We start from the raw sequence: 21,283 nt of genomic DNA on the forward strand, positions 1-21,283 counted from the left end.
ATGTTGAGATACCGGTCGGTATCTTTGTGGGCTGGTATGCTGATACCGACTGGTATCACTGTCAAGGCGATATGAAGAAAATCCGCGGTAGTGAAAAGTCCGTGAGCGGCCCGGCGAAATCGGCAACGAGCGCAGCGGGGAAGGTGCCTGCCAAGGCACCCGCCAAGCTCGCCGTTAAGCGTGGCGCGAAGGCGAAGCCGACGTCGTCAAGCGCGGTAAAGCAGGATCCACCGCGCGAGCGCGTGCTCGCCGCCGCCACCGAGCTCTTTTATAACGAGGGAATTCGCGCCACCGGCGTCGAAGCGATCGCCGCGCGCGCCAGCACCACGAAGATGGCGCTCTATCGGCACTTTCAGTCGAAGGACGCGCTGATCGTCGAATGGTTGCGCCAGGTCACCGCCCACTATTGGGCCGCGTTCGATCGCATCGGAGCGCTGCATGCTGACGATCCGCGCGCGCAGATTCTCGGCTGGGCCACCTTCGCCGCCGACGATGTGGCGGCGTGGTCGCATCGCGGCTGCCCGTTCATCAACTCGATTGCGGAGTTGCCGGACCGCGATCATCCGGCACGGCAACTGATCGAGGAACATAAGGCGCGGCAATGGAGGCGACTTGCCGGACTGTGCGAAGCAGCGGGGCTCGCGTCGCCGGACGATACCGCGGACGAGATCATGATCGTTCTCGAGGGCGCGCAGGTTGCGGCGCAGAACAGGTCGGTCGCGGAGATCGGCGCTCGGCTGCTGCGAATCGTTGAGGCGATCGTTGTGCGGCAAGCGGCTTGGACGAAGGAAGTGAAGCGAAAGACGAAGAGAAAATAACTAGAGGTTAGTGCTTGCCGGGCGTGGGAATCTGCGCGGCAATCGACGCGGCGATTCGTCGATTGCCGTCGCCGGTTATGAGATCTGCTGGAAACGTCGCGAATGGTGAGAGCAACCGCGACCAAGGCGGTCACCGAAGTGACGACCCTATGTTCTCGTCGGAGCACTCGAACCGGCTTCCCACTATTTCAGTCGCAAAAAGAGGAACTCTCGTCAAAGCCTCGTTTCCAGTTTCTTATTTTGAGGCTGCCTTCGGGGACGTCGGTGGTCGTCTCGTCGGCATTGATCTGCTTGAGCTTGATCAAGCACACGTCGTGGCCCGTTACCAATTCCGCCGCATACGACGCGCCATTTTCTGGGGCGAACGTCACGGTCGCATTGCATCCGCGAACCACAAACCCGACTGGCAAAGGGATGATTGCGCGGGTAACACTCATTGTGATGGATAGAGGCGCACTGGCCTTTACGGCAACGGTGGTTTTTTGGGAATCCGACCTCATCAACGCAATGCTATGTCTTGAAGAACACGTCTCGGCATTGTCATAAGTTTGAATGCCGGTCGTTGAGTCCTTATATTTACTGAATGTAATGTGGGCCGTGTCGCCCGATGTAGGCGGCGTGTAGGTGCTTGCGCATCCCGCAACGCTTGCTGCCGCAACCAGCACAGTACCGATATACCGAATTCCCATATTCGTAACCCTCGCCGTTATGATGCCGATTTGAAATCTCGTGTTCGACGCCTGTTAACGGCAACGTCCGGCAAGTCTTTAGCTCATTCGGAGCCGAGCGCATGCGATTTGGGGCGTTGGGCATAAGTTTCATGTGGGATGATTTAATATGGGGAGGATTCGTTCAATCCTGACCGCTTATCCTTTAAACGACGGCTCGGCATGACTACCCCTCCAGATGACTCACCTTCGTCCGACGTATATAACGCACCGGCGAACGCACCGGCGGCTCAAGCCAATCAAAACCGGGAGCCAAACCCGCGAATTGTCACGCTGCCTGCTCATCTGCGAGAAATACCGTCCTGCAACGGAATACCTGATCTGTTCACTACTTATTGCCTGAATATTGGTTTGATGCTGCTCTTTAGCGTGGCGTTCGCGGGGATGCTGTGCTTACCATTCTATGACCCGTCTTTTTTTCGGGCAGGCATCATCATGGCCGTTTTATGGCTGATTTTATTGGGATTGGTAGCGTGGATGGTCGTTATTTTCATTCGTGGAATTCGGCGTCCCGGCGTCTGGTTTCAAGTTGACCCGGTTGGCTTTCGATATGGAAACGGAAAATCTCCAGATCCCGCCCAGCCGACGGAAAAACGTATTGAATGGAGCGAAGTTGTTGCGAACCACAGTCTAAGCTGTGACGTGACATATAACGCGCCGTCCAAGGTGACCATGAGTGCGGCAAACTTTGAGTTTTGGCGGCGTGTCGTGCGCAAGCCTGCTGAGAGGTATGTCCTCCCCAAAAGTCTCACCGATTATGATTCGGAAAAGGATGGCATTCGCTGCGTGCGCTTTAAAAACCGTCACGCCCTGATGGTTGCGATTCTGTGCGGCCTCGCCCATCAGGGACTCCGCTTTGATCTGGATACATTCATTGCCTCGGGAATTCACCCGGAAACCTGGCAGAGGCTAAAGAGCCCATGGCGATCCGCTGCCGTATATTTCTTCGTTGTTTCTTTGCTTGGCCTGTTCGCTTTTAGATTGTGGGGAAGAAGCTCGCTTCCTTTCTCATTTGCCATATTGTCGGTTTCTTTTGTTTGTTATTGCACTGAGGGGAAATATTATTTTTCTCCTGATCTAAAAAAATATCCAAAAGGCCCGATCATGTTTCGCATCGACAATGTTGAGGCGGTCAATAAGGCACCGGCTTCGACCTCGGAGGGCCGAAGTTGAGACCACGGGTGACGGTCTAACACTACAAAGCTTTCATTCAAGGAGCATGGAAAATATTCGCGCTTCGCGACCGACTATTTCTTGCTGGAAAAAGCTTTGAAACAGCACTATGATCGTCCAGCCGAGTAGCGCTGCCTTTAAAATTTGCGGAGGTTCCTTTGAGAGCGGAAACCAAATTCATCTTTTTCCCGGACAACAACGCACCAAGCCTGGTGCGAGCCGCAGCCGCAGTTTATTGGATCGCATTTTTAGTATTTTCAGTTCGTATCGCGGTTGGAGTGGGTGTGCCGCCTTTTAGCACGCCTCAGGAAGTGGAGGGGGCGCTTACGGCGTTTGGGCTGTTCTCCGCGATTACAATATTCTATGTATTCACTATCATGCGGCTTTCAGCCGGAAAGCTTTGGGCAAGGAATGTTGCACTTTTTTTGACGGCACTGCTCATCGTAACAACCCTCTATCATCTGTTTTCGGACGGGCTATCCTCTGAGCAAAATAATGTGGTGGGCTTGCTAACCATTGCCGCCGAGACGGTTGCCGGGCTATTTTTGCTGACTTCAGAAAGTACCAGCTGGTTTAAGTCAAAGATCCACTAAACCGACATACTGAAAACGGATGGGGATTGTGCTTTATGGCAACGGGATCTGATAGCCGCATGAAATTTATAATCCAAAAACGTCAACCCCGTCCCCCAAAATCCCCATCAACGTCCGCGCATTCCGCTGCCCCTGATCTTCAAAGCAGTAAATCTATACACCGACAACCGTTACAGGTCACTGCGAAGGACTGTGATCGACCCTTCTCCGACATACCGTTCTGCGGGCGGAACGGCCGCTAACCGTAGTTGAACCGTCAGATCGCGCCCGTGTACATCAAAGATCGCGGAGAAACTCAATCAATGCCGCGTTGACGAAATCCGGCGCCTCCTGTTGCAGCCAATGCCCTGCTCGCGGAACGACCCGAGAAGCCGACAGCCTGGGCACGATCTGGGGCATGCCGTCGATAATTTCGTGCATGCCTGGCATTGCCAGACCTGTGTCTCGCTCGCCGACAAGGTACAGGGCGGGAACCTCGACGAGCAGGCCCTCCAAAGCCGATTGCACTTCCCAATTGCGATCGAGGTTGCGGTAGTAATTCAATCCACCGCGAAAGCCAGAAATGCTGAATGCTTGCACAAACTTGTCAAGGTCGGTGGGTGCGAGCCACGCGGGCAACAAAGGTGGATCAATCAGAGAGTCAAGGAGTCCACCACTCCGCGGCACGAGTCCGAATGGATTGGGCGTATTTGCGTCGCGGGCTCCGACGTCGCCTGATGCGGAAAAATAGATCTTGCGCAATGTCGTGGCAACGTCACGCTCAAGTTCGATTTCGGCCAACCCAGGTTCGGAAAAGTAATGCGTATAGAACCTCGTTTGGTCGGTCTGCGGAAAAAGCCGGCTCGGCGTCATCGGCGCGCGGCCCATCATTGGCACCCCGAGCGCAACGACAGCGCGAAAGCGGTCAGGCCGAAGCAACGCGGCTTGCCAAGCAATGGTTGCACCCCAATCGTTTCCTATAACAACTGCGTCGCGTTCTCCGAGAATGTCAACGAGCGCCACCAGGTCACCGACAACGTCTAACGTCGTGTACTGTCCGATTGCCGTTGGGCATTCGCTTGATCCGTAGCCACGCAGATCCGGTGCTATTGCGTGGAAGCCGGCGTGCGCAAGTGCCGCCAGTTGATGGCGCCAAGCATGCGAGGTTTCAGGAAAGCCGTGACAAAGGAGCACCAACGGGCCGTCGCCCTGTTCAGCGACATGCAGGCGAATTCCGTTTGCTTCAATAAAGGTTTGACGGTATGTGGTCATGGTTGCTCTGGCAGAGATGTATGCACACAAGAATCCCGAGATAGCGTAACATTAAACGTTGCGCATTACCAAGCTTCCGAATATGCAACGCGATACCCGACTGGCTCGACTTCTGCACATCCTTATCCACATGCATCTTCGAGGAGGCGTGACCACCTCAGAGACGATTGCGCTGATGCTGCATACGAACCCCGTCTTTGTCCGCCGAACGATGGCTGCGCTACGCGAATCGGGGTACGTAAAGTCGACTGGTGGTCCAGGCGGAGGCTGGGCGCTCGCCTGTGACCTCAACGATCTTACGGTGAGAGATGTCTACCAGGCCATTGGACATACCGCGCCGTTTGTGATCGGCCTAGCCGACGACAATCACACTTGTCCGGTGGAGGCGGCGGTAAATCGCCACATCAATGAGGCGTTGGGTTCAGCGGAAAATACGTTGCTTCAATTGCTCGGTGATAAGCGACTCTCCGAGATCGCGCACGACGTGACGTCGTCAAAGTCGCGCAAAACGACTAGGTAGTCTCGCGGAGCAACGGAATGGGTGGCAATGGAGGCAAGCATCAAGCACCTGGCCGATAGCGATTTGCGGCATGAACGTGTGTCAGCTTTCAGCCCGCAAGCGGCCGTCGGCTTGCGGGCCGTCAATGCCTCTTGTTGGCCGAACTTCGCCCGAGGACGAGCGGTTCAGGGCGACCCTCTGCGGTCCGTCGGATTCGCTGCTAGCGGTCATTCGTTATAGGGTTTCGGCGTTGGTATCAATGTCGTACGGGCAAAGCATCCGATGAAGAGATTGGCGTCGACATTTGAACTCCAGCATTGTTGATCGTAAGTGCATCGTTGACAATCTTAGTCACAATTCGTGCGTTACCCATTACCAAGACGTCTACGCCATGTGCGTTATCAGGGGTTTGTGAATTCTCAAACCTGGACAAAAGAGGCTCCCTTTGGTAGAGAGAGATCAGGCGTGTAATATCGTCGTTCGAGAGATGAGCTGCATTGACTCTATCGATCGTTATGAAATAAAGAGAAGAAGGCAGATTGGTCGAAAACAGTGCGTAAATATCTTCATTCATCGTTTGACGAATAGCGTCCCACATCTCAGGAGCGATTTGAGGATTATGCTTTTGGGTCTCAGCGAGCAAATTGTCTGCCGTCGAATGTTCGATCCGCATTGCATCCCCACCACCAATGCACGCCACCAGTTGTTTGATTAGTTCTTCTCGTTCCAAATCAGGCCGGAACACAGGTGGATGCAACGCGCCGGGAGCGCGCTTGATGACTTGCACTGCTGCTTCGACAGCAGCGGATTGCTCCGGTGTCAGCGCTCCCGTTCTATTTTCGGCGACTTCTTTATCAATCGGTGCGGCGAAACCTCGGACAACCCCTGTCGCCAGTAAGAGCACGAAGAACGATAATTTGAGAATTTTCATTAGGTTTACGCAAAATCGAAATCTTCGGATGAGCACTGGTCGCAGCACTACATCCGAGCGCGGAGTGAACTCGTACAACAGGCCGCCGGCCCTTCGCCGGACGGGCAACGACGGGTTCGATGCAAAGGGATATCTTGGCCTAACGGCCGTTGCGACGGAAACTTGAACCGATTGGAGCCGCGACACACATTCCGAAGACATCGCGACCGTCAGGGCGGGGGCGACGACGACAAGCCGCAGGCGGCGATTGTCAACGATTCTCCCGTAGTCGTCGAATGACCGCAATCGGCCGATGACTGCCTCATGCAACCGTCATCCGAGGTCAGAACCATAGGAAGCCTGCGATCGGCTGCACACGACCGGCCACGCCCATCGCGGCCAGCTAATTCCGAGATCGATCACGAGACGATCACCCGGCCGCACAGAATTTCCTCCAGGGTTTTCGCATTCCGCTGCCCCTGATCCTCAAAGCAGTTATTAAAAATGACATGCGTTCTTCCAGCCTTCGTCGCGATCGCACGAATCGGCGCTGCCAACTCACGCAACTCATCATCGTCATAGTCGTAATCGAAACGATCCGCGGCGCTGGCCGCGCCCGTCGCGCTCCACGCCTGGGTATTCCGACCGTGCAAACGCACCATCGCTAGCTGGGGATTCGTCGCTTCCCACACGGTATGCACGCGGTTCGTCACGTCCGGCGGCGCGTCGACGATCACGTGTACGAGGCTGCGTTCACGCAGAAAATCGAGCGACCAGGGCGCGTGCTGTTCATCAAACCACGACTGATTGCGAAACTCCGCGGCCATCAGATAGCCCGCCATGCGGGTCCGGCATTCATCGACGAGCGCGAGGCCGTCCGGCGCGCGCGTGATCCACGGCGCGAACTGGAATAGCACCGCGCCGAGACGACCAGTCACGCGCAAGGGTTCGAGCGCTTCCAGATAGCGGCGCCACAATTCATCGAGGATATCCGCGGGCATATCGCGGTAATACACGTTCTTTTTGCGCGGACCGACGATCCCTTCCCGCAGCGCCATCGCGATGTCTTTGGGCAGCGCGTCGGGCGAGGTCTGATGCCCGGTGAACAGGCGGAATGCCTTGAAATTGAAAGTGAAGCCTTCGGGCGTGCGCTCGGTCCCAAGCTGCGCATTGCTCGCCGACGGCAGGGCGTAGTAAGCCGAATCGACTTCGACCAGCGGGAATTGCGACGCGTAAAAGCGCAGGCGCGCTTCAGCGCTGCTGCTGCTGCCGCGCGGATAGAAGCGCTTGCAGGCAATCAGCGTCTTGTCGGTCCAGCCGGCCGTGCCGCATTGGATGTCCATGAACGAAGTCGTGTGATTTGCGCCGCCCGCGCCGACGCGCGGCTTCGCGGCTCGAATCATTGTAGGTCACAAGTTCGCGACGTCGGCGCCGCCGGCCGACTGCCAGACCTCAGGCCCAACGCATCAGGCCCGATTCGTGCTCCCCGTACTTGTTCGCGCGCGCCAATGAGCGCAAGGTGCAACTGGACAGCACGCCGAATTCGAACATCAATAAACGCGGACCCTACCATGTCGAAGAAAAACCTCATACGCGCCAGACTGCCGAAAGCCGACGCCCGCCAGGCGCTGCTGATCACGCGCCGCAACGCCAGAATGGCGCGCTCCGCGCACGCGTACGTCCGCGGCAACACCAGCAAGTTCTACGAATGGCTCGAAGGCATGGAGAGCCATTCGTTGCCCGAGGGTCCGGCGATCTGGATCTGCGGCGATTGCCACACCGGCAACCTCGGGCCGGTGGCCGACGCGCAAGGCCGCGTCGAAATCCAGATTCGCGATCTCGACCAGACCGTGATCGGCAATCCGGCGCACGACCTGATTCGCCTCGGCCTGTCACTGGCCACCGCCGCACGCGGCTCCGACCTGCCGGGCGTGACGACGGTGCGCATGATGGAAGCGCTCGCCGACGGCTACGAGCGGGCCTTCGACGAAGCCGCGGGCGACGCCGACATTCACGCCGAAAAACCCGAGGCGGTGCGCGTGGTGATGAAGGAAGCGGTGCGCCGTTCGTGGCGTCATCTGGCGGAAGAACGGATCGAGGATATCGAGCCGACCATTCCGCTTGGGCCTCGCTTCTGGCCATTGGCGAAGAGCGAGCGGCGCGAGATCGACGCGTTGTTCGAGAAGGGCACGCTGGCGCGATTGGCGACCGTGCTGCGCGGCGCGGGCGACGAAGCCGACGTGGAGGTGCTCGACGCCGCGTACTGGGTCAAGGGATGCAGCTCGCTGGGCCGCTTGCGCTATGCGGTGCTGCTCGATATCGACGGCGCCGCGCTGGACGGCGACGATCTGTGTCTGATCGACATCAAGGAGGCTGCTCAGGCGGCAGCGCCGCGTTATCCGCGCGTGCGGATGCCGCGCGACAACGCCGAGCGGGTGGTGGAGGGCGCGCGGCATCTGTCGCCGTCGCTGGGCGAGCGGATGCGCGCGGCGCGCCTCGCGAACCGCGCGGTCGTGATCCGTGAGTTGTTGCCGCAGGACATGAAACTGACGATCGAACAACTGACCCGCGACGAGGCCATGAAGGCGGCACGCTTTCTCGCGCTGGTGGTGGGCAAGGCGCACGCGCGGCAGATGGATAGCGGCGAGCGCAAGGCGTGGCTCACCGAATTGCGCCGCAACCGCTCGAAGACGCTCGACGCGCCGGGCTGGCTTTGGACCAGCATCGTGGAGCTGGTGAGTAGCCATGCGGCCGGCTATCTGGAGCACTGCCGTCGCTACGCGACCGAACGCCGGGACGACTGACAGCGCATCCCGGGGCTGCCTGCGACGGCGACGGCGACAGTGGCCCGAAAGAACTCACCGTCGCCGCAACCCGCAAAACCCGCAAACTCCTACATCAGTTCGACAGCGACACGTACGGCGAACTGAGCGGCGTCGGCGGGAACGGTTGCAAGCCGGTCTGCTTGCTGAAGCTGTAGCGCACATAAACCGACGCGAGCCATTCGCGGTATTCATACGCATTGCCGAGCGAGGCCGTGGCGCCGAACGCCAGTTGCGGCGCGAGTTGATATTCGCCGACAGCGCTAAGCGAATACGACACGCCGGTCTTGCTCTGGCCAGGATAAACCGCGTTGCTGTCGAGCCCGCCGCCGAGGGAATTGGCCCGTGCCGCCGCGTTGCTTTGACGATCGGAGCTGTCGTTGAGCGGGAAGTAGTTCGACGCATCCTGCCGGTAATGCTGCACGCCGATCGAGCCTTTCACGTCGTACGTGAATGCGCCGTTGCGGCCCATCCACTCGATCGGAAGATTCAGGATCATGTACTGCTGCGGGCTGAAATAGCCGCCCTGGCCATACGTGAAGTACGACAGGTTGTTGTTATACGTCATCAGCGTGGTGTTCACGCCGACGGTAAGCGTCTGGTCGGCGTCTTTCAGCAGACGCGTATAAACACCGCCGCCGCCCTTGTACGCGTTGTTGCTCGCGACGTGGTAGCCCATGTAGTGCTGGTACGACGCGTTCACGTACAGGCCGCTCGTGCCGTCGTCCCACGCGAGGCTGCCGAGGCCGCCATTGGACGTGACGCCGCCCCATTCGAGGCCCGAGCCCGAATCGCGCGCGCCGGCATAGGAGAGCAGGCTGTCGGTCACCGCGCGCCGCGCGATGGCGAGCGAGTACGTCACCTTGTCGGTGATCGCGCCGTTGTACTGCGCCCCGCCCACGATGTTTTTCTGGGGGAAGCCGAGCGGCGTCACGCCGATATCGGCGCTGATGCTGCGGCCTTCGTAACCGAGCGACAGGCCCACGCCGTTCGCGGTCTGGCTGCCGTACGTGTTGTTGCCGGCCACCGCCGAGATCGCGGACTGCGGGTTGGACAGACCGGCGCCGAAGCGCGCCAGCGTCGACGTGGTGCCCGCGGCGCTGCCTGCGTCGAGCGTCACCGGCGTGGCCGTGATGACGATGTGGCCGTTGCCCGCCTTGATGCGCCCCTGGACCGGCGCTTCGATATCGGTGAGGGTGGACAGGCCGTCCTCGCCGGTGCGGTTGCGGAACATGATCCCGCCCGTCACGCTGCTCGATTGTTCGCGATTGACCTGCGCCAGTTCTTCCGCGATGCCGAGCGTTTGCGTGTTGGCGATGTTGGACGGCGCGTAGTTTGCGCCGTTGCCATTTGCGCCGGGCTGCTGCGGGTAATACGCCTGCGCGTAACCGGTCGGCGGCTGCGGAATGTACGGCTGCTGCTGTTGCGCGTAGTAGCCCTGATTCGGATAGGCCTGCGGCGGCACCGGTTGATACGGCTGCTGGCCATACCCTTGCTGCTGCGGCGGATACGGTTGATAAGGCTGCTGCGCGTAACCCTGTTGTTGCTGCGGATACGGTTGCTGGCCGTAATAGCCCGGTTGCTGCGGATAGCCTTGCTGTTGCCCATAGGGCGCTTGCGCGTAGGTCGGCGCGCTGCGCTTGCTCTTCGACGCGGTCTGCTTTTTAGCGGTCGGCCGTTTCGCATTCGCGCCATAAGGCGCATACGGTTGCGCTTGCATCGAACCGGCGTTGGCTTGCGCTTCGCGCGCGGCCGGCGACATGGGCCACGGCGTCGCGGCGTAACCCTCCGGCGCACCGTATTGCGCTTGCTGCGGATAGGGCTGCTGCGCCTGCTGCGCATAGCCCGCGTTATACGACTGCTGCGGCGCCTGCATCGGCGCCTGAGCCTGCATCGGCTGTTGCCCTTGCCCCGGATAGGGCTGCAACGGCGCGCCCGACTGGCTCGACCCATAAGTTTCTTGCCCATAGCCACCGGAATTCACGGCGGGGCGAGGCGTGTTGTACGGCAAGGCAGCGGGCGCGCCGTTCGGCGCATAAGGCTGCGCGGGCGCCGTATAAGGCGCGACATACGGTGCGGGCTGCGTGGGCGGCGGATAGTTCGGCACGGTCTGTGTCGGCAAGGAGGACTGCGAGTACGGAAGCGCGGCGCGCGCGGCGGTGTAATTGCCGCCGCCCAGCGCGGCGTTGTCGGCGTCCGACGGTGTGACGGTGGCGGTTTTGCCTTCGAACGGATTGGTGCCGGGCAGTGGCGTCGCGCCGATCTGGCGCATGGCCACTTCCCAGCCGCGCGGCACGTTGCTCGCCGGAGTGCGCGGCGCGTTCGCCATTAGCGGCGTATTGGCGGCGACCAGCGAGCGCTGCAGATACGTCGATGCGAGCGACAGCTTGCCTTCCGCGCGATACATGCGGCCGACGGTGGCCAGCACCCCCGGATCGCCGGGCGCGGCGCGCAATGCCTGATTCGCGAGCGATTCGGCGTAGCTGAACTGCTTCGCGCCGACCGCGGCGGGAATCGTGGCTTGCAACAGGTTCAGGTCGTCGGGCTTGCGTTGCAGCGCGACCCGATAGCTGGCGAGCGCGTTGCGATCGTCGCCCGCGCTCGAATAAAGACGGCCGAGCGCGGCCTGCAGATCGGGGTTGTCCGGCATGGCCGCGAGCCACGGCGCGATCACGTCGTAGGCGCTAGCCAGATCGCCGCGCTGCCGCACCGCGTCGCATTGCTTGATGACGATGCCCAGATTCAGATTGCCGAAGTCCGTGCGTTGCTGCGGCGTCAATTGCATTGCGGCGAGCCGGCGCATCACCATGCCGAGTTCGCTTTCCTGCTGCGTGGCCGACAGAATGCCCGCGTATTGCAGCAGCAGATCGGTGTTGCCGGGCGCCGCGTTCATCGCGCTGCGCACGAGGCCCAACGCGCGATTCGGGTCGCCCGCCTGCTGATAACCGGCGGCGATCACGCCGATCAGTTCGGGGTTGTTGCCCGCGACCGGTTCGGCCGCATGCAGCGTGGCGAGTGCCTGCTGGTTCTGACCGTTGCGCGCCATCCGCGTGGCGAGATCGGCCTGTTGATGCACCCACAGGCGGTGCTGCAAGGTCGTCATCGCGTCGGTGCGCTGCGCGGCCGGAATCCGCTCCAGTTGCGCGAGCCCCGCCGACCAGTCCTGCGTTTCCGCCGACAGCAACGCGCTCGCATAGAGCGCGTCGGTCATGTCAGGGTGCGCGGCCAGCAGGCCGTCCATCATGCTGCGGGCGTTGGCGACCGCCCCCTGCCGCACGTAAATGCGCGCGAGGTCGAGGCGCAGCCATGGGTCGTCGGGCGTATTCAGCAGCGCGTCTTCGAACAGGCTGCGCGCGCTGCCGAGATCGCCGCGCGCTTCGGCGGCGCGCGCCTGAGCGGCTTGCGCTTCGCCGCGCAGACGGTTGATGCCGCCGGCCTTGGTTTGCTGTTCGGCGTTCAACTGATTGGCGAACTGCAGCGCCTCGTCGCCACGGCCTTGCGCGGCGAGCGCGCCGACCAGCCCGCGCACCGCGTCGGGATTGTCGGCCTGGCGGCGCAGTGCCATCCGGTACGCCTGTTCCGCGCCGACCGGGTCGTTATTGGCGAGCAGCATTTCGCCGAGCAACACCTGCGCAGTGACGTCGGACGGATTCAGCGCGATCGCGCGTTCGAACAGCGACTTCGCCTTCGCGAATTCGCCGTTGCTGCGCGCGCCGATTGCGTCGCTGGTGTAGGTCCAGTAGGTCGCGCTGTCGAGCGCGGTTTTCCAGCGCGCCGGATTGCCGCTGCGCGACGCGCGTTCCAGATAATTGCGCGCCTCGGCGAAGCGCTCCTGCTTCAGCGCGGCGATCCCCATGCCGCCGAGCGCGTCGGTGTCGTTCGGGCTGTTGGCCAGCACCGAGGAAAACTTCGAGCGCGCGGTCGCGACATCGTCTTTATCGAGCGCGGTGAAACCGTCGGCGATGGTGCGGCCGCGTGTATCCGTCGAGGCGCTTTCCTGCGATCGATCGCGCGCCGCCTTGTCCTGCTGCACCATCGAATCGAAGCGCGCCTTGACCGCGGCGTCGTCGCCGGCGCTTTGCAGATACGACTGGTACAACGCGGAATCGGAGGGCCGCGCGTCGAGCCACAACAGCGCCTGACGCCAGCTCTTTTTCGCCGACGCGCCGACGGTGTTATCGGCCGCGAGTTTTTGCAGACGCGCGATACCGTCGCGCCGCGTGACGTCGCGATAGGTCAGATGCTGCGCGTAGGCGAGGGCGTAGCGCGGGTCGTCGGGGTTGTCGCGCGCGAGCTGTTCGAGGCCCCGGCGCGCCTGGTCCCAGCCTTGCGGCGTGGCCGACAGCGCCTGGTAATACTCGAGCTGCAATTCCGGCGTGGCCGGTTTGCCGTTCAGCGCGCGCTGGTATTGCTCCACCGCGCTCGCGCTCTGGCCGCTTTGCGCGAGCCGCCGCGCGTCGTTCACGGTCTGATCGCGCACGCTCGATTCGCCCAGACGCCGGCCGAGTTCATCCATATTCGGATAGTTCGGCGCGACTGCTTTCAAACGCGCCAGATATTGCTGGGCGCCGGCGCCGTCCTTGCGGTCGGCGAGCACCATGCCCATGCCGAAGAGCGCGTCGGGCTGCTTCGGATCGAGCCGCAGCACCTTCAGCCAGGCCTGCTCGGCGAGGTCGCCGCGCTGATGCGACTGCCAGTACTTGCCCTGATCGATCAGCACGTTCAGCGGATCTTTCGACGCCTGCGCCAGCACGTCGGGCGAGGCGGTCGCCACGTAGCAGACCGCCGTGACGCTCAGCGCGAAGCGCAATGACAACGCGAGGGCGCTCAATCGCATGTATTTCTCCAGCCAGGCACGAGACGGCCGGCTTCGTCGAAGCGATAGCGGCCGTCGATAAACCCCGTGCCGAACAAACCCAGCACACGATCGTAGTAAACCGGCTCGCGGCCGGGCACATTGGCGTCGAGCGCGGCGAGATGAGTGCGCGCGAGGCCGAGGCCGCGCTCGTCGCCGAGCGCCTTGAAATACGGCGCGAGCGCGCCCCAGTAACTGAGCGGACCTTCGCCGCTGGCCGTGCCGCTGGTCGACGAGACTTTCTCCGGCGGAATGCCGGTTTGTGCGACCTTCGTGCGCATGCCGCCGAGCGCCGCGAGCCAGGGTTTGGCGAGCGGATCGGCGGACGAGGTCAGACCGGCCCACAGATAGACGCGGATCGCGTCGTAGCTGCCGGTGTCGCCGTTTTTCGGATCCACCACGAACTGGCCGTTCTGCCACGCGGCCCAGTCGGGCGAAAAGCCTTGCGGCGCGGTGGTCTTGATCAGCTTGTAGGCGCTCTCGGCGAGCTTGGCCCACGGACCGTTCGGTTGTTCATGGGCGAGTGCGCGCAACACCGGCAAGGGCAGATAGCTCGGATTCAGACGCGTCACGCCGCCCACCTTGAAGCCTTGCGGTCCCGGCAGCAGCATCGGGCCGACGCCCGGTAAGCTGGTCATTTCCTGACGCGCGATCTGCGTGGCCAGCGCCTGGCCGAGTTGCGTGTAGGTGGGGTCTTTCCACAGACGGCCGGCTTGCAGCAGGTCGTAGGCAATCCACAGATCGGAGTCGGAGGCGGAATTCGGATCGAGCACGCCGAACGAGCCGTCCGGTTTTCTGCCCCATTGCCACGACGGCAGCCGCATGTTTTGCGCGTCGAACTGATTGTCCGCGAGGTTGGTGCGGGTCCACGCGAGCAAACGGTCGAAGGTCGCGCGGTCGTTCGCGACCAGCGCGAAGAACAGACCATACGATTGACCTTCGGAGGTGGTCTGCTGGGTCGGCGTCGAGTAGTCGATCACGCGGCCGTCGGCCTGCACGAAACGTTCGACGAAGCGCCGGTAGCCGGTCCACTCACCACAGGCGCCGGACGCCGCGGACGCGGGATTGACCTGCGCCACTTTCACGAGATTGGCAAAACTCGCCGACGCGGCGAGGCCGAGCGTCAATGCGAGGCATGCCTTCCGGTTGATTCGAACCTGCATAAACAGTCCTCAGTCCTTCAGGCGGCGCGCGGCGACCGAGCGCAGCGTCCGGTAGAACAGGCCCGCGATGATCAGCGCGGCGAGCACGCCGCCCAGCATCAACAGCAGCGGATGCGACGACAGCGCCCAGCGCAGATACTCCTGCGGCGACAGATGGCCGATGTAATACGCTTCGCCGTTCGACGTGATGGTCACGTTGCGGCCGTGAATCACGGCCATCGCGCCTTGAATTTCCGGCAGCACGTCGGCATCGAGCAGCGCCGCCGAGAGATCCGCGTCCGACTGGCCGGCCGCGCTCACCAGTGCGACCGCGCTGCGGTTCTTCTGCAACGGCGACTCGAAACCGGTCAGCAGTGCGTCGCCGTTCGAACTCACCAGCGTCAGGTCGGCGCGCGCCGGCGTGCGTTCGACACCGCGCTCGCCGTGCCACCAGTCCTCGAGTTTGAAGACGATGTCGGAGAGCTGGAAGGTGCGCGAATCGCCGTCGCTGGAGAACGGCATCGACTTGGCCCAGCGTTGCAGCAACGGCTGCTTGCCCGGCGCGCCGAAAATCAGCAGGTCTTTATTGGCGTACTTGTCGACGTCGTCCGCGGTGCCGACGCTCACGCCGTTCACCGGATAACCGGTCGACGCGCCCATCCGGCCCATGGTCAGCAGATACAGGCTGTAGTCGCTCGAATCGGCCTCGTTCGGCAGGATCGCGGCGGTCTCGGAGAGGTCCGCCATGCGCGTGAACGGGAAGCCGCTGTTGGCGAACGCGGCCAGATCGGGCAGCGCCATGTAATGCGGGAACGACGACAGGTCGATCGTCGAATTCGGATCGATCGCGCCGACCACGTTGTCGAGCAGACGGCCGTGGCATTCGCCGGTATCGGGAATGTCGTAGTAGAAGTGCAGGCGCACCTGCGCGCGCGGCGTCAGCAGCAGTGGCGGAATGTAGACGGTGCGGCGCGCCTCGGCGGTCTTGTCCGGCAACACGCTCGCGAAGTAATGACTCAGCTCGAACACGGAAGCGGACTCGGCCGGAATCGGCAGGGCCTGCACGAAGCCGTTGTTCACGCTCACGTTCAACGACGACCGGTCGACGTGCGGGCGCACCGTATAGCGGTAGCGCAGATCGATCGGCGCGCCCTTGGTGTGCCACATGAACAGATCGGGCGGCACGCGCAGATTCACGCGCACCGCGTCGGCGTCGTAGCCGGACACGGTCAGATCGCGCGCGTCGGCGAGTTCGCCGAAGCGTACCGGACGGTGAGTCGGCAGCCAGTTCGGCGCGTCGTACGGCGCGCGCGGTCCGAGTTCGTTCAACTGCGTGATGGTTGCGCTCGCACCTGTCAGCGTGTTCTGGCCGATGCCGAGCGCCTTGGCGGCGGTCTTCAGTTCGGCTTCGGTGCGCCCGAGCACGAGCAGCAGCTTGCCGCGTGCCGGCGCTTCGCGATCCACCACCGCGATGGTCGGACCGGAGATCGCCGGAATCGGGATGCCGGCCGGGCGCTGGTCGGAGGTGGCGAACACCACCGCGTTGCCCGACAGCGGCGCGTTGTCCAGTTGCGCCGGAAACACCGCGCCGCGATAACCGGCCAGCGCGCCGAACCACGAGGCGACGATGCCACCTGCTTCGAGCGTCGCGGCGCCCGGTTTTTGCGGAAACACGAACGGCAGTTCGAGCCGGCGCACGTCGCGGCGGTCGAAGAACGGCTGCGGCAGCGCCGCCAGATCCGGCTTGCTGGCAAGCGACGCGTAGGTCAGATCGAGCGAGCTCGCATTGCTGACGGTCGCCCACAGCGACGAGTTCGCCGGGTCCTCGCAACTTGTCGTGTAATGGCCGATCAACTGCACGTTCAGGTGATTGAACTCGGTGATGAAGCGCGGATCGATCGACACGTCGCGCGCCACCAGCATGCCGGACTGTTCGTGCGGCACCGGCAGGGTCGCGGCGACTTCGCCGTTCACCAGCACTTTCAGTTGCGAGAGATTCGGCAGCAGCGCGGGCGAGTAGCTATAGACCAGATGCAGCACCGCGCCGGTCACCACTTCGTCGCCACGCACCGAGAACGCGACGCCGTTCTGACCGTCGGTGCCGCGCAGTTGCAGCGGATCGAGCGCGCCGAGATCGGCGAAGGTCAGCGTCTGACGCCGGCCGCCCGGCACCAGCGTGCCCGGTTCGGCGGTGGTCGGCGTCTTGATGCCCAACGCTTTCACCGACGACGCGGCGAGCGCGGGCGTCGGCGTCGCCAACGCGGCTTGCGCGAGCGTGTTCGGGTCGTACGGCACGGCGGGGCCCGGCGCGGGCACGCTGCCCACGCCGGTGGCGACGAGGGCGGTGGGTGTACCGGGTGTACCTTGAGTACCCGCCGTCGCGCGCGTTTGAGTGGAACCCGCCTGGGTGGAGCCCGTTGCCGCCGCGACCGCTTCAGCCGCCTGCGCGATCGACACGAGCGGCCCCGCCAATGCGGTCTGCAACGCGAGCCAGCAGGCGAGCCCGCGCATCAGCCGTTGCGAGCCGGGACCTGCGAAGCAGCGCGCTGCCGGTTCCATCCCACCGCGCTCGTCGCGCGAGCGTTCGTTGTGTGCCTTCGCCATCCGGTTGCGCATAGATCAGTCTTTGGTCTTTAGCTTCTTGACGTCCACTGGACGGCTTTTCATCGAGCTGCGAAGGTCGGCGTAAAGATGTTCGAACAGACCCACGATGCCGCGCGCACCGACCGTCAGCACATGCGACAGGCCGCGCAGCGGCGTGTCCTGCTGACGCCCTTCGGCCCAACCGGTCCATGCATCCGCACGGGCGAAGGTGGTTTTGACGAACTCGTATTCCTGCTCGCGCGTGAGCTGCGAGAAGCGCAGGCCGACGCGGCCCGGCGCGGTGAAACCGACCGTCGCGGGGAATGCGTATTCCTCGTCGCCGCGAAACAGCGACACGGTCACGCGTTCGTGCATCGGCACCTGGATCGCCGCGGGCAGCGCGACACCCACGCCGCCTTCCGAGTAGTCGATGGTTTCGCAGGCAAGCGTGCGGCCGGTCGAGAACTTCAGCATCACAGGCATTTGCATTGCCACGCGGTGCACCGCGCGAATCTGCCGGCGCTCGCTCGCGGCGGCCACGCTCGCGCCGAGAATCAGCATGTTGTAGGTGGTCCACGCGAGGTTCAGCACGGTGGTCTGCACCACGCTGCGCAGATGCCAGTTGAAATAGATATGGACGATGCCCACGCAGAAGCCGATCAGGTTCAGCAACAGCAGGAACAGATACGGCCGCGAGATCGCCCAGTCGAAGTAGTTCTTCTCGATCTGGCCGCCCTTGGCCGTCACGTTGAACTTGCCGAGCTTCGGATTGATCAGCGCGAGCAGCGTCGGCGCGGTGATGTACGAGGCCAGTACCGACTCGTACACCTCGGCCCAGAACGAATGGCGGAACGAGCGCTGCATCCGCGAATTGGTGATGCTCGCGTGCATCATGTGCGGCAGCGCGTAGATCGCGATTGTGCTGGCGGCGGCTTCGATCACGTGCGCGCCGAAGAACAGATACGACAGCGGCGCGGTCAGGAACACCAGACGCGGAATGCCGTAGAAGAAGTGCATCATCGCGTTCAGATAGCACAGCCGCTGACCGATTTTCAGACCCTTGCCGGTGAGCGGATTGTCGATCCGGAAAATCTGCGTCATGCCGCGCGCCCAGCGAATCCGCTGGCCGATGTGGCCCGACAGCGATTCGGTGGCGAGACCCGCCGCTTGCGCAATCGCCAGATACGCGGTGGTGTAGCCGAGGCGGTGCAACTTCAGCGCGGTGTGCGCGTCTTCGGTGACGGTTTCGACCGCGATGCCGCCGATCTCTTCGACCATGGTCCGGCGCAGCAGCGCGCACGAACCGCAGAAGAAGGTCGCGTTCCACAGGTCGTTGCCGTCCTGCACGAGGCCGTAGAACAGCTCGCCTTCGTTGGGCACCTTGCGGAAGGTGCCGAGGTTGCGCTCGAACGGGTCGGCCGAGAAGAAATGGTGCGGCGTCTGCAGCATGGACAGCAGCTTGTCGCGCAGGAACCAGCCCAGGCCGATCTGCAAAAACGAGCGGGTCGGAATGTGATCGCAGTCGAAGATCGCGAGGTATTCGCCGCTGGTGATCTTCAGCGCTTCGTTGATGTTGCCGGCTTTCGCGTGGCGGTTATGCGTGCGGATCGTCCAGTTGACGCCGACGTCTTCGCAGAACGCCTTGAACTCGGGACGGCGGCCGTCGTCGAGCACGTGGATCGAAATTTTTTCGGCGGGGTAGTCGAGTGCGAGCGCGGCGTAGATGGTCGGCTTCACCACCGAGAGCGGCTCGTTATAGGTCGGAATGAAAATGTCGACGGTCGGCCACAGGTCGCGCGAGGCGGGCAGCGGCATCGGCTTGCGTTTGAGCGGCCATGCGGTCTGGAAGTAGCCGAGCAGCAGCACGACGGTCGAATAGACTTCGGCGGAGACCAGCAGCAGACCCCAGGCGGCGTCGAGCGGATGTTCCCAGTAAGTGGTGGCGGTCAGCCGCCAGTACATATAGCGGCCCGACGTGACCACCGACAGCATGATCATCACCATGGTCGCGTAACGGCCGGGCAGGCGGCGGAACAGCAGCGCGGTCACGAAGCAGCAGGTCGCGAACGTCAGTTGCTCGTAGAACGCGAGTGGCACCGTGAACACGAAGTACAGCATGGTCAGCGCGAACAGCGTCACCAGGCCGGTGATGATGCGGCTGTTCCAGAAGCGCGCGTCGACGAAGCGTTCCAGCCGCGAGGGTTCCGCGGCCTCGATATCCTGCGACTGTGCCGTGCTCATGCGACGCTCCTCGGCGAGACGGCGATCGCGTCGACCGTCGTCATCAGCCAGGCGCCGCACGCGCGGAAATCGGCGGCGGCCTGGCTGAGTGGATCGTAATGAATCAGCGTGGTGTCGCAGGCGAGCGCCTCGCTCACGCCTTCGTCCAGATGGATCACGCCGGGGAATAGCTTCGCGCCGAGCATCTGGCGCAGCACCTTGAGCACGTCTTTGGTGAGCTGGCGCGACTGGTCGATCTGGTTGACCACGTAGCCTTCGCCGCCGAACTCGGCGCGCGGCGTCGCATACGTATCGATCAACCGCTCCATCAGCGGAATCGCCGCGTACGAGGCGGCGTCGGCGAGCACCACGTTCAGCGCGAAGGTGGCCGTGCTGAGCGCGGCGCGGACATACGCGGACGAACCCGGCGGCGTGTCGATAATTACGACGTCCGACGGATCGAGCCGCAAGTTCTGCAACGCTTGCGCAAGCCAGTGCGGGTCCTGGTCGACGAGCGCCTCGAAGCGGCGGCGGTCGTCTTCGAGCACCGCGCCGTAGGGCAGCACGGTCACGCCGTCCAGACCGTCGAACAACACCGATTGCCACGGGTCGCCCGTCAGCGTGGCGCGCGACAAACCGTCGATGCTGTCGAGCGGCACGCCGAAGTGCAGACGCAGCGCGTTCTGCGGATCGAGGTCGATCGCGATCACGCGCCGGCCGCCGGCGGCCAGCACGCAAGCGAGATTGGCGGCGAGGGTGGTTTTACCGACCCCGCCTTTGGCGGACACCACCGCGATGACTTTCATGAGCGACGAGGGCCGTTGACCAGCCACGAGTTGGAAGGGGCGGGCGCGGCGGCGCCGGTGGCGCTGAGCGGAGCGGCGGCCGTTTGAGCGGGCGTGCCGCGCAGCCGGTCGAAGACCGAGTGCAGCGGCACGGCGGCGGCCTGGGACGCGGCGGGTTGCGGCGGCGTGGCGGCGGGTTCGGGGGTGAAGAGTTTGCCGAGGATCGAAGGCGGCGCGGCGGGGGCTGCGGGTGCAGCCGGGCGTGCCCAGGTTTGCGCGGCGGGTTGGACCGGCGGAATCGGTTGCGTGGCTGGCGCGCGAAACTGGGCGGCGGCGACCGGGGCGCTTGCAACAGGTGCAACAGCCGGCGCCACGGGCGGAGCCGAAGCCACCGGCACAGCAGCCCGCGTCGCCGGCGTAACGGCATCGATCTTCGCAACCGCTTCCGGCAGATCGAGCTCGCCGAAGCGCGAAGCACCGCGCGGTGCCGTGGACGGCGCCGCAGCCACCGCCACCGGCGGAATATCCCGCCGATGCGAGCGGGTGAACAACGGCGCTTTCGCGCGCGTCACCGAGGCGGCATCTTTAGGCGTGGCGTCGTGCGGATCGACGGCGAGCGGCGTTGCGGCCACCTGCGGCTGAGCCCGCGCCACGCGCTGTCCGATGGCGGGAATCGTCGGTTGACTCAGATCCAGCGTGACCAGTAAAGGCCAGCGCGTGCGCGCCGAGCGCGCCTCGTTTTCGCGGCCGATTTCCTGGTACGCATTGGCGTCGCCGCCGAAATGATCGAAAAGCTTCTCGATGTCGCTGGATGAACTCATAGTGCCACCGTCTTGTTCATGACTTGCGTAACCCCGACGCCGATAGGTACCTGCCTGCTTCCGGCGCTGGAAAGCGGATGCTG

Annotated in this window: 15 protein-coding genes; 5 read left to right on the forward strand and 10 right to left on the reverse strand. The window is 62.9% G+C overall.

Annotated features, from left to right (window positions below; translation table 11 throughout):
* Positions 1 to 71 precede the first annotated feature (71 nt).
* Positions 72 to 818: a TetR/AcrR family transcriptional regulator gene (locus GGD40_RS33335; protein ID WP_179746558.1), complete on the forward strand. Its 747-nt coding sequence runs from the start codon at positions 72 to 74 to the stop codon at positions 816 to 818.
* Between the two features lie 188 nt (positions 819 to 1,006).
* On the opposite strand, the gene GGD40_RS33340 is transcribed toward GGD40_RS33335, so the two are convergent.
* Positions 1,007 to 1,507, reverse strand: coding sequence for a hypothetical protein (locus GGD40_RS33340; protein WP_179746560.1), 501 nt, complete (start codon positions 1,505 to 1,507; stop codon positions 1,007 to 1,009).
* Between the two features lie 201 nt (positions 1,508 to 1,708).
* On the opposite strand from GGD40_RS33340, the gene GGD40_RS33345 reads away from it, so the two are divergent.
* Together GGD40_RS33345 and GGD40_RS33350 are read left to right on the forward strand one after the other, a co-directional pair.
* Positions 1,709 to 2,719 carry a hypothetical protein gene (locus GGD40_RS33345; RefSeq protein WP_179746561.1) on the forward strand — a complete coding sequence of 337 codons (1,011 nt, stop codon included), beginning with the start codon at positions 1,709 to 1,711 and terminating at the stop codon, positions 2,717 to 2,719.
* A gap of 158 nt (positions 2,720 to 2,877) precedes the next feature.
* The gene (locus GGD40_RS33350) at positions 2,878 to 3,312 is read left to right on the forward strand and encodes a hypothetical protein (protein ID WP_179746563.1); all 435 of its coding nucleotides are present in this window, start codon (positions 2,878 to 2,880) and stop codon (positions 3,310 to 3,312) included.
* Between the two features lie 276 nt (positions 3,313 to 3,588).
* On the opposite strand, the gene GGD40_RS33355 is transcribed toward GGD40_RS33350, so the two are convergent.
* On the reverse strand, positions 3,589 to 4,563 hold the full coding sequence (locus GGD40_RS33355) for an alpha/beta fold hydrolase (RefSeq protein ID WP_179746565.1): 975 nt from the start codon (positions 4,561 to 4,563) through the stop codon (positions 3,589 to 3,591).
* Between the two features lie 82 nt (positions 4,564 to 4,645).
* On the opposite strand from GGD40_RS33355, the gene GGD40_RS33360 reads away from it, so the two are divergent.
* The gene (locus GGD40_RS33360; RefSeq protein ID WP_179746567.1) at positions 4,646 to 5,083 is read left to right on the forward strand and encodes an Rrf2 family transcriptional regulator; all 438 of its coding nucleotides are present in this window, start codon (positions 4,646 to 4,648) and stop codon (positions 5,081 to 5,083) included.
* A gap of 235 nt (positions 5,084 to 5,318) precedes the next feature.
* On the opposite strand, the gene GGD40_RS33365 is transcribed toward GGD40_RS33360, so the two are convergent.
* Positions 5,319 to 5,993: a hypothetical protein gene (locus GGD40_RS33365; RefSeq protein WP_179746569.1), complete on the reverse strand. Its 675-nt coding sequence runs from the start codon at positions 5,991 to 5,993 to the stop codon at positions 5,319 to 5,321.
* Between the two features lie 398 nt (positions 5,994 to 6,391).
* Entirely contained in the window at positions 6,392 to 7,315 is a 924-nt protein-coding gene (locus GGD40_RS33370) for a DUF72 domain-containing protein (protein WP_179746570.1), read from the reverse strand.
* A gap of 228 nt (positions 7,316 to 7,543) precedes the next feature.
* Between GGD40_RS33370 and GGD40_RS33375 the strand changes: the two genes are divergently transcribed.
* Positions 7,544 to 8,776 carry a DUF2252 domain-containing protein gene (locus GGD40_RS33375; protein WP_179746572.1) on the forward strand — a complete coding sequence of 411 codons (1,233 nt, stop codon included), beginning with the start codon at positions 7,544 to 7,546 and terminating at the stop codon, positions 8,774 to 8,776.
* A 94-nt stretch (positions 8,777 to 8,870) separates the two neighbouring features.
* On the opposite strand, the gene GGD40_RS33380 is transcribed toward GGD40_RS33375, so the two are convergent.
* From GGD40_RS33380 to bcsP, 6 genes are read right to left on the reverse strand one after another with little or no spacing between them, the layout of a single operon-like run.
* Complete coding sequence (locus tag GGD40_RS33380) at positions 8,871 to 13,631, reverse strand: cellulose biosynthesis protein BcsC (RefSeq protein WP_179746575.1); 4,761 nt, start codon at positions 13,629 to 13,631, stop codon at positions 8,871 to 8,873.
* Positions 13,622 to 14,812 carry a cellulose synthase complex periplasmic endoglucanase BcsZ gene (bcsZ, locus tag GGD40_RS33385; RefSeq protein ID WP_179709740.1) on the reverse strand — a complete coding sequence of 397 codons (1,191 nt, stop codon included), beginning with the start codon at positions 14,810 to 14,812 and terminating at the stop codon, positions 13,622 to 13,624. Before bcsZ ends, GGD40_RS33380 begins: the two co-directional genes overlap by 10 nt.
* A 9-nt stretch (positions 14,813 to 14,821) precedes the next feature.
* On the reverse strand, positions 14,822 to 17,407 hold the full coding sequence (bcsB, locus tag GGD40_RS33390) for a cellulose biosynthesis cyclic di-GMP-binding regulatory protein BcsB (protein WP_179746576.1): 2,586 nt from the start codon (positions 17,405 to 17,407) through the stop codon (positions 14,822 to 14,824).
* 3 nt (positions 17,408 to 17,410) lie between these two features.
* A complete protein-coding gene (bcsA, locus tag GGD40_RS33395) occupies positions 17,411 to 19,615 on the reverse strand; it encodes a UDP-forming cellulose synthase catalytic subunit (protein WP_179746578.1) in 2,205 nt (734 codons plus the stop codon).
* Positions 19,612 to 20,400: a cellulose biosynthesis protein BcsQ gene (bcsQ, locus tag GGD40_RS33400; protein ID WP_179746580.1), complete on the reverse strand. Its 789-nt coding sequence runs from the start codon at positions 20,398 to 20,400 to the stop codon at positions 19,612 to 19,614. The genes bcsA and bcsQ overlap by 4 nt, the downstream gene beginning before the upstream one ends.
* Positions 20,397 to 21,200 (reverse strand): cellulose biosynthesis protein BcsP, encoded by an 804-nt coding sequence (gene bcsP, locus GGD40_RS33405; RefSeq protein ID WP_179709734.1) that lies wholly within the window; start codon positions 21,198 to 21,200, stop codon positions 20,397 to 20,399. Before bcsP ends, bcsQ begins: the two co-directional genes overlap by 4 nt.
* Between the last annotated feature and the right edge of the window lie 83 nt (positions 21,201 to 21,283).

Source organism: Paraburkholderia bryophila (assembly GCF_013409255.1).
Taxonomy (GTDB): Bacteria; Pseudomonadota; Gammaproteobacteria; order Burkholderiales; family Burkholderiaceae; genus Paraburkholderia.

What these genes read in the sequence shown, in the direction of transcription:
- GGD40_RS33365 (WP_179746569.1), bottom strand. Translation starts at nt 5,993, where the DNA reads ATGAAAATTCTCAAATTATCGTTCTTCGTGCTCTTACTGGCGACAGGG.
- bcsB (WP_179746576.1), bottom strand. Translation starts at nt 17,407, where the DNA reads ATGCGCAACCGGATGGCGAAGGCACACAACGAACGCTCGCGCGACGAG.
- bcsA (WP_179746578.1), bottom strand. Translation starts at nt 19,615, where the DNA reads ATGAGCACGGCACAGTCGCAGGATATCGAGGCCGCGGAACCCTCGCGG.
- bcsP (WP_179709734.1), bottom strand. Translation starts at nt 21,200, where the DNA reads ATGAGTTCATCCAGCGACATCGAGAAGCTTTTCGATCATTTCGGCGGC.
- GGD40_RS33380 (WP_179746575.1), bottom strand. Translation starts at nt 13,631, where the DNA reads ATGCGATTGAGCGCCCTCGCGTTGTCATTGCGCTTCGCGCTGAGCGTC.
- bcsQ (WP_179746580.1), bottom strand. Translation starts at nt 20,400, where the DNA reads ATGAAAGTCATCGCGGTGGTGTCCGCCAAAGGCGGGGTCGGTAAAACC.
- GGD40_RS33335 (WP_179746558.1), top strand. Translation starts at nt 72, where the DNA reads ATGAAGAAAATCCGCGGTAGTGAAAAGTCCGTGAGCGGCCCGGCGAAA.
- GGD40_RS33345 (WP_179746561.1), top strand. Translation starts at nt 1,709, where the DNA reads ATGACTACCCCTCCAGATGACTCACCTTCGTCCGACGTATATAACGCA.
- bcsZ (WP_179709740.1), bottom strand. Translation starts at nt 14,812, where the DNA reads ATGCAGGTTCGAATCAACCGGAAGGCATGCCTCGCATTGACGCTCGGC.
- GGD40_RS33370 (WP_179746570.1), bottom strand. Translation starts at nt 7,315, where the DNA reads ATGGACATCCAATGCGGCACGGCCGGCTGGACCGACAAGACGCTGATT.
- GGD40_RS33375 (WP_179746572.1), top strand. Translation starts at nt 7,544, where the DNA reads ATGTCGAAGAAAAACCTCATACGCGCCAGACTGCCGAAAGCCGACGCC.
- GGD40_RS33340 (WP_179746560.1), bottom strand. Translation starts at nt 1,507, where the DNA reads ATGGGAATTCGGTATATCGGTACTGTGCTGGTTGCGGCAGCAAGCGTT.
- GGD40_RS33360 (WP_179746567.1), top strand. Translation starts at nt 4,646, where the DNA reads ATGCAACGCGATACCCGACTGGCTCGACTTCTGCACATCCTTATCCAC.
- GGD40_RS33355 (WP_179746565.1), bottom strand. Translation starts at nt 4,563, where the DNA reads ATGACCACATACCGTCAAACCTTTATTGAAGCAAACGGAATTCGCCTG.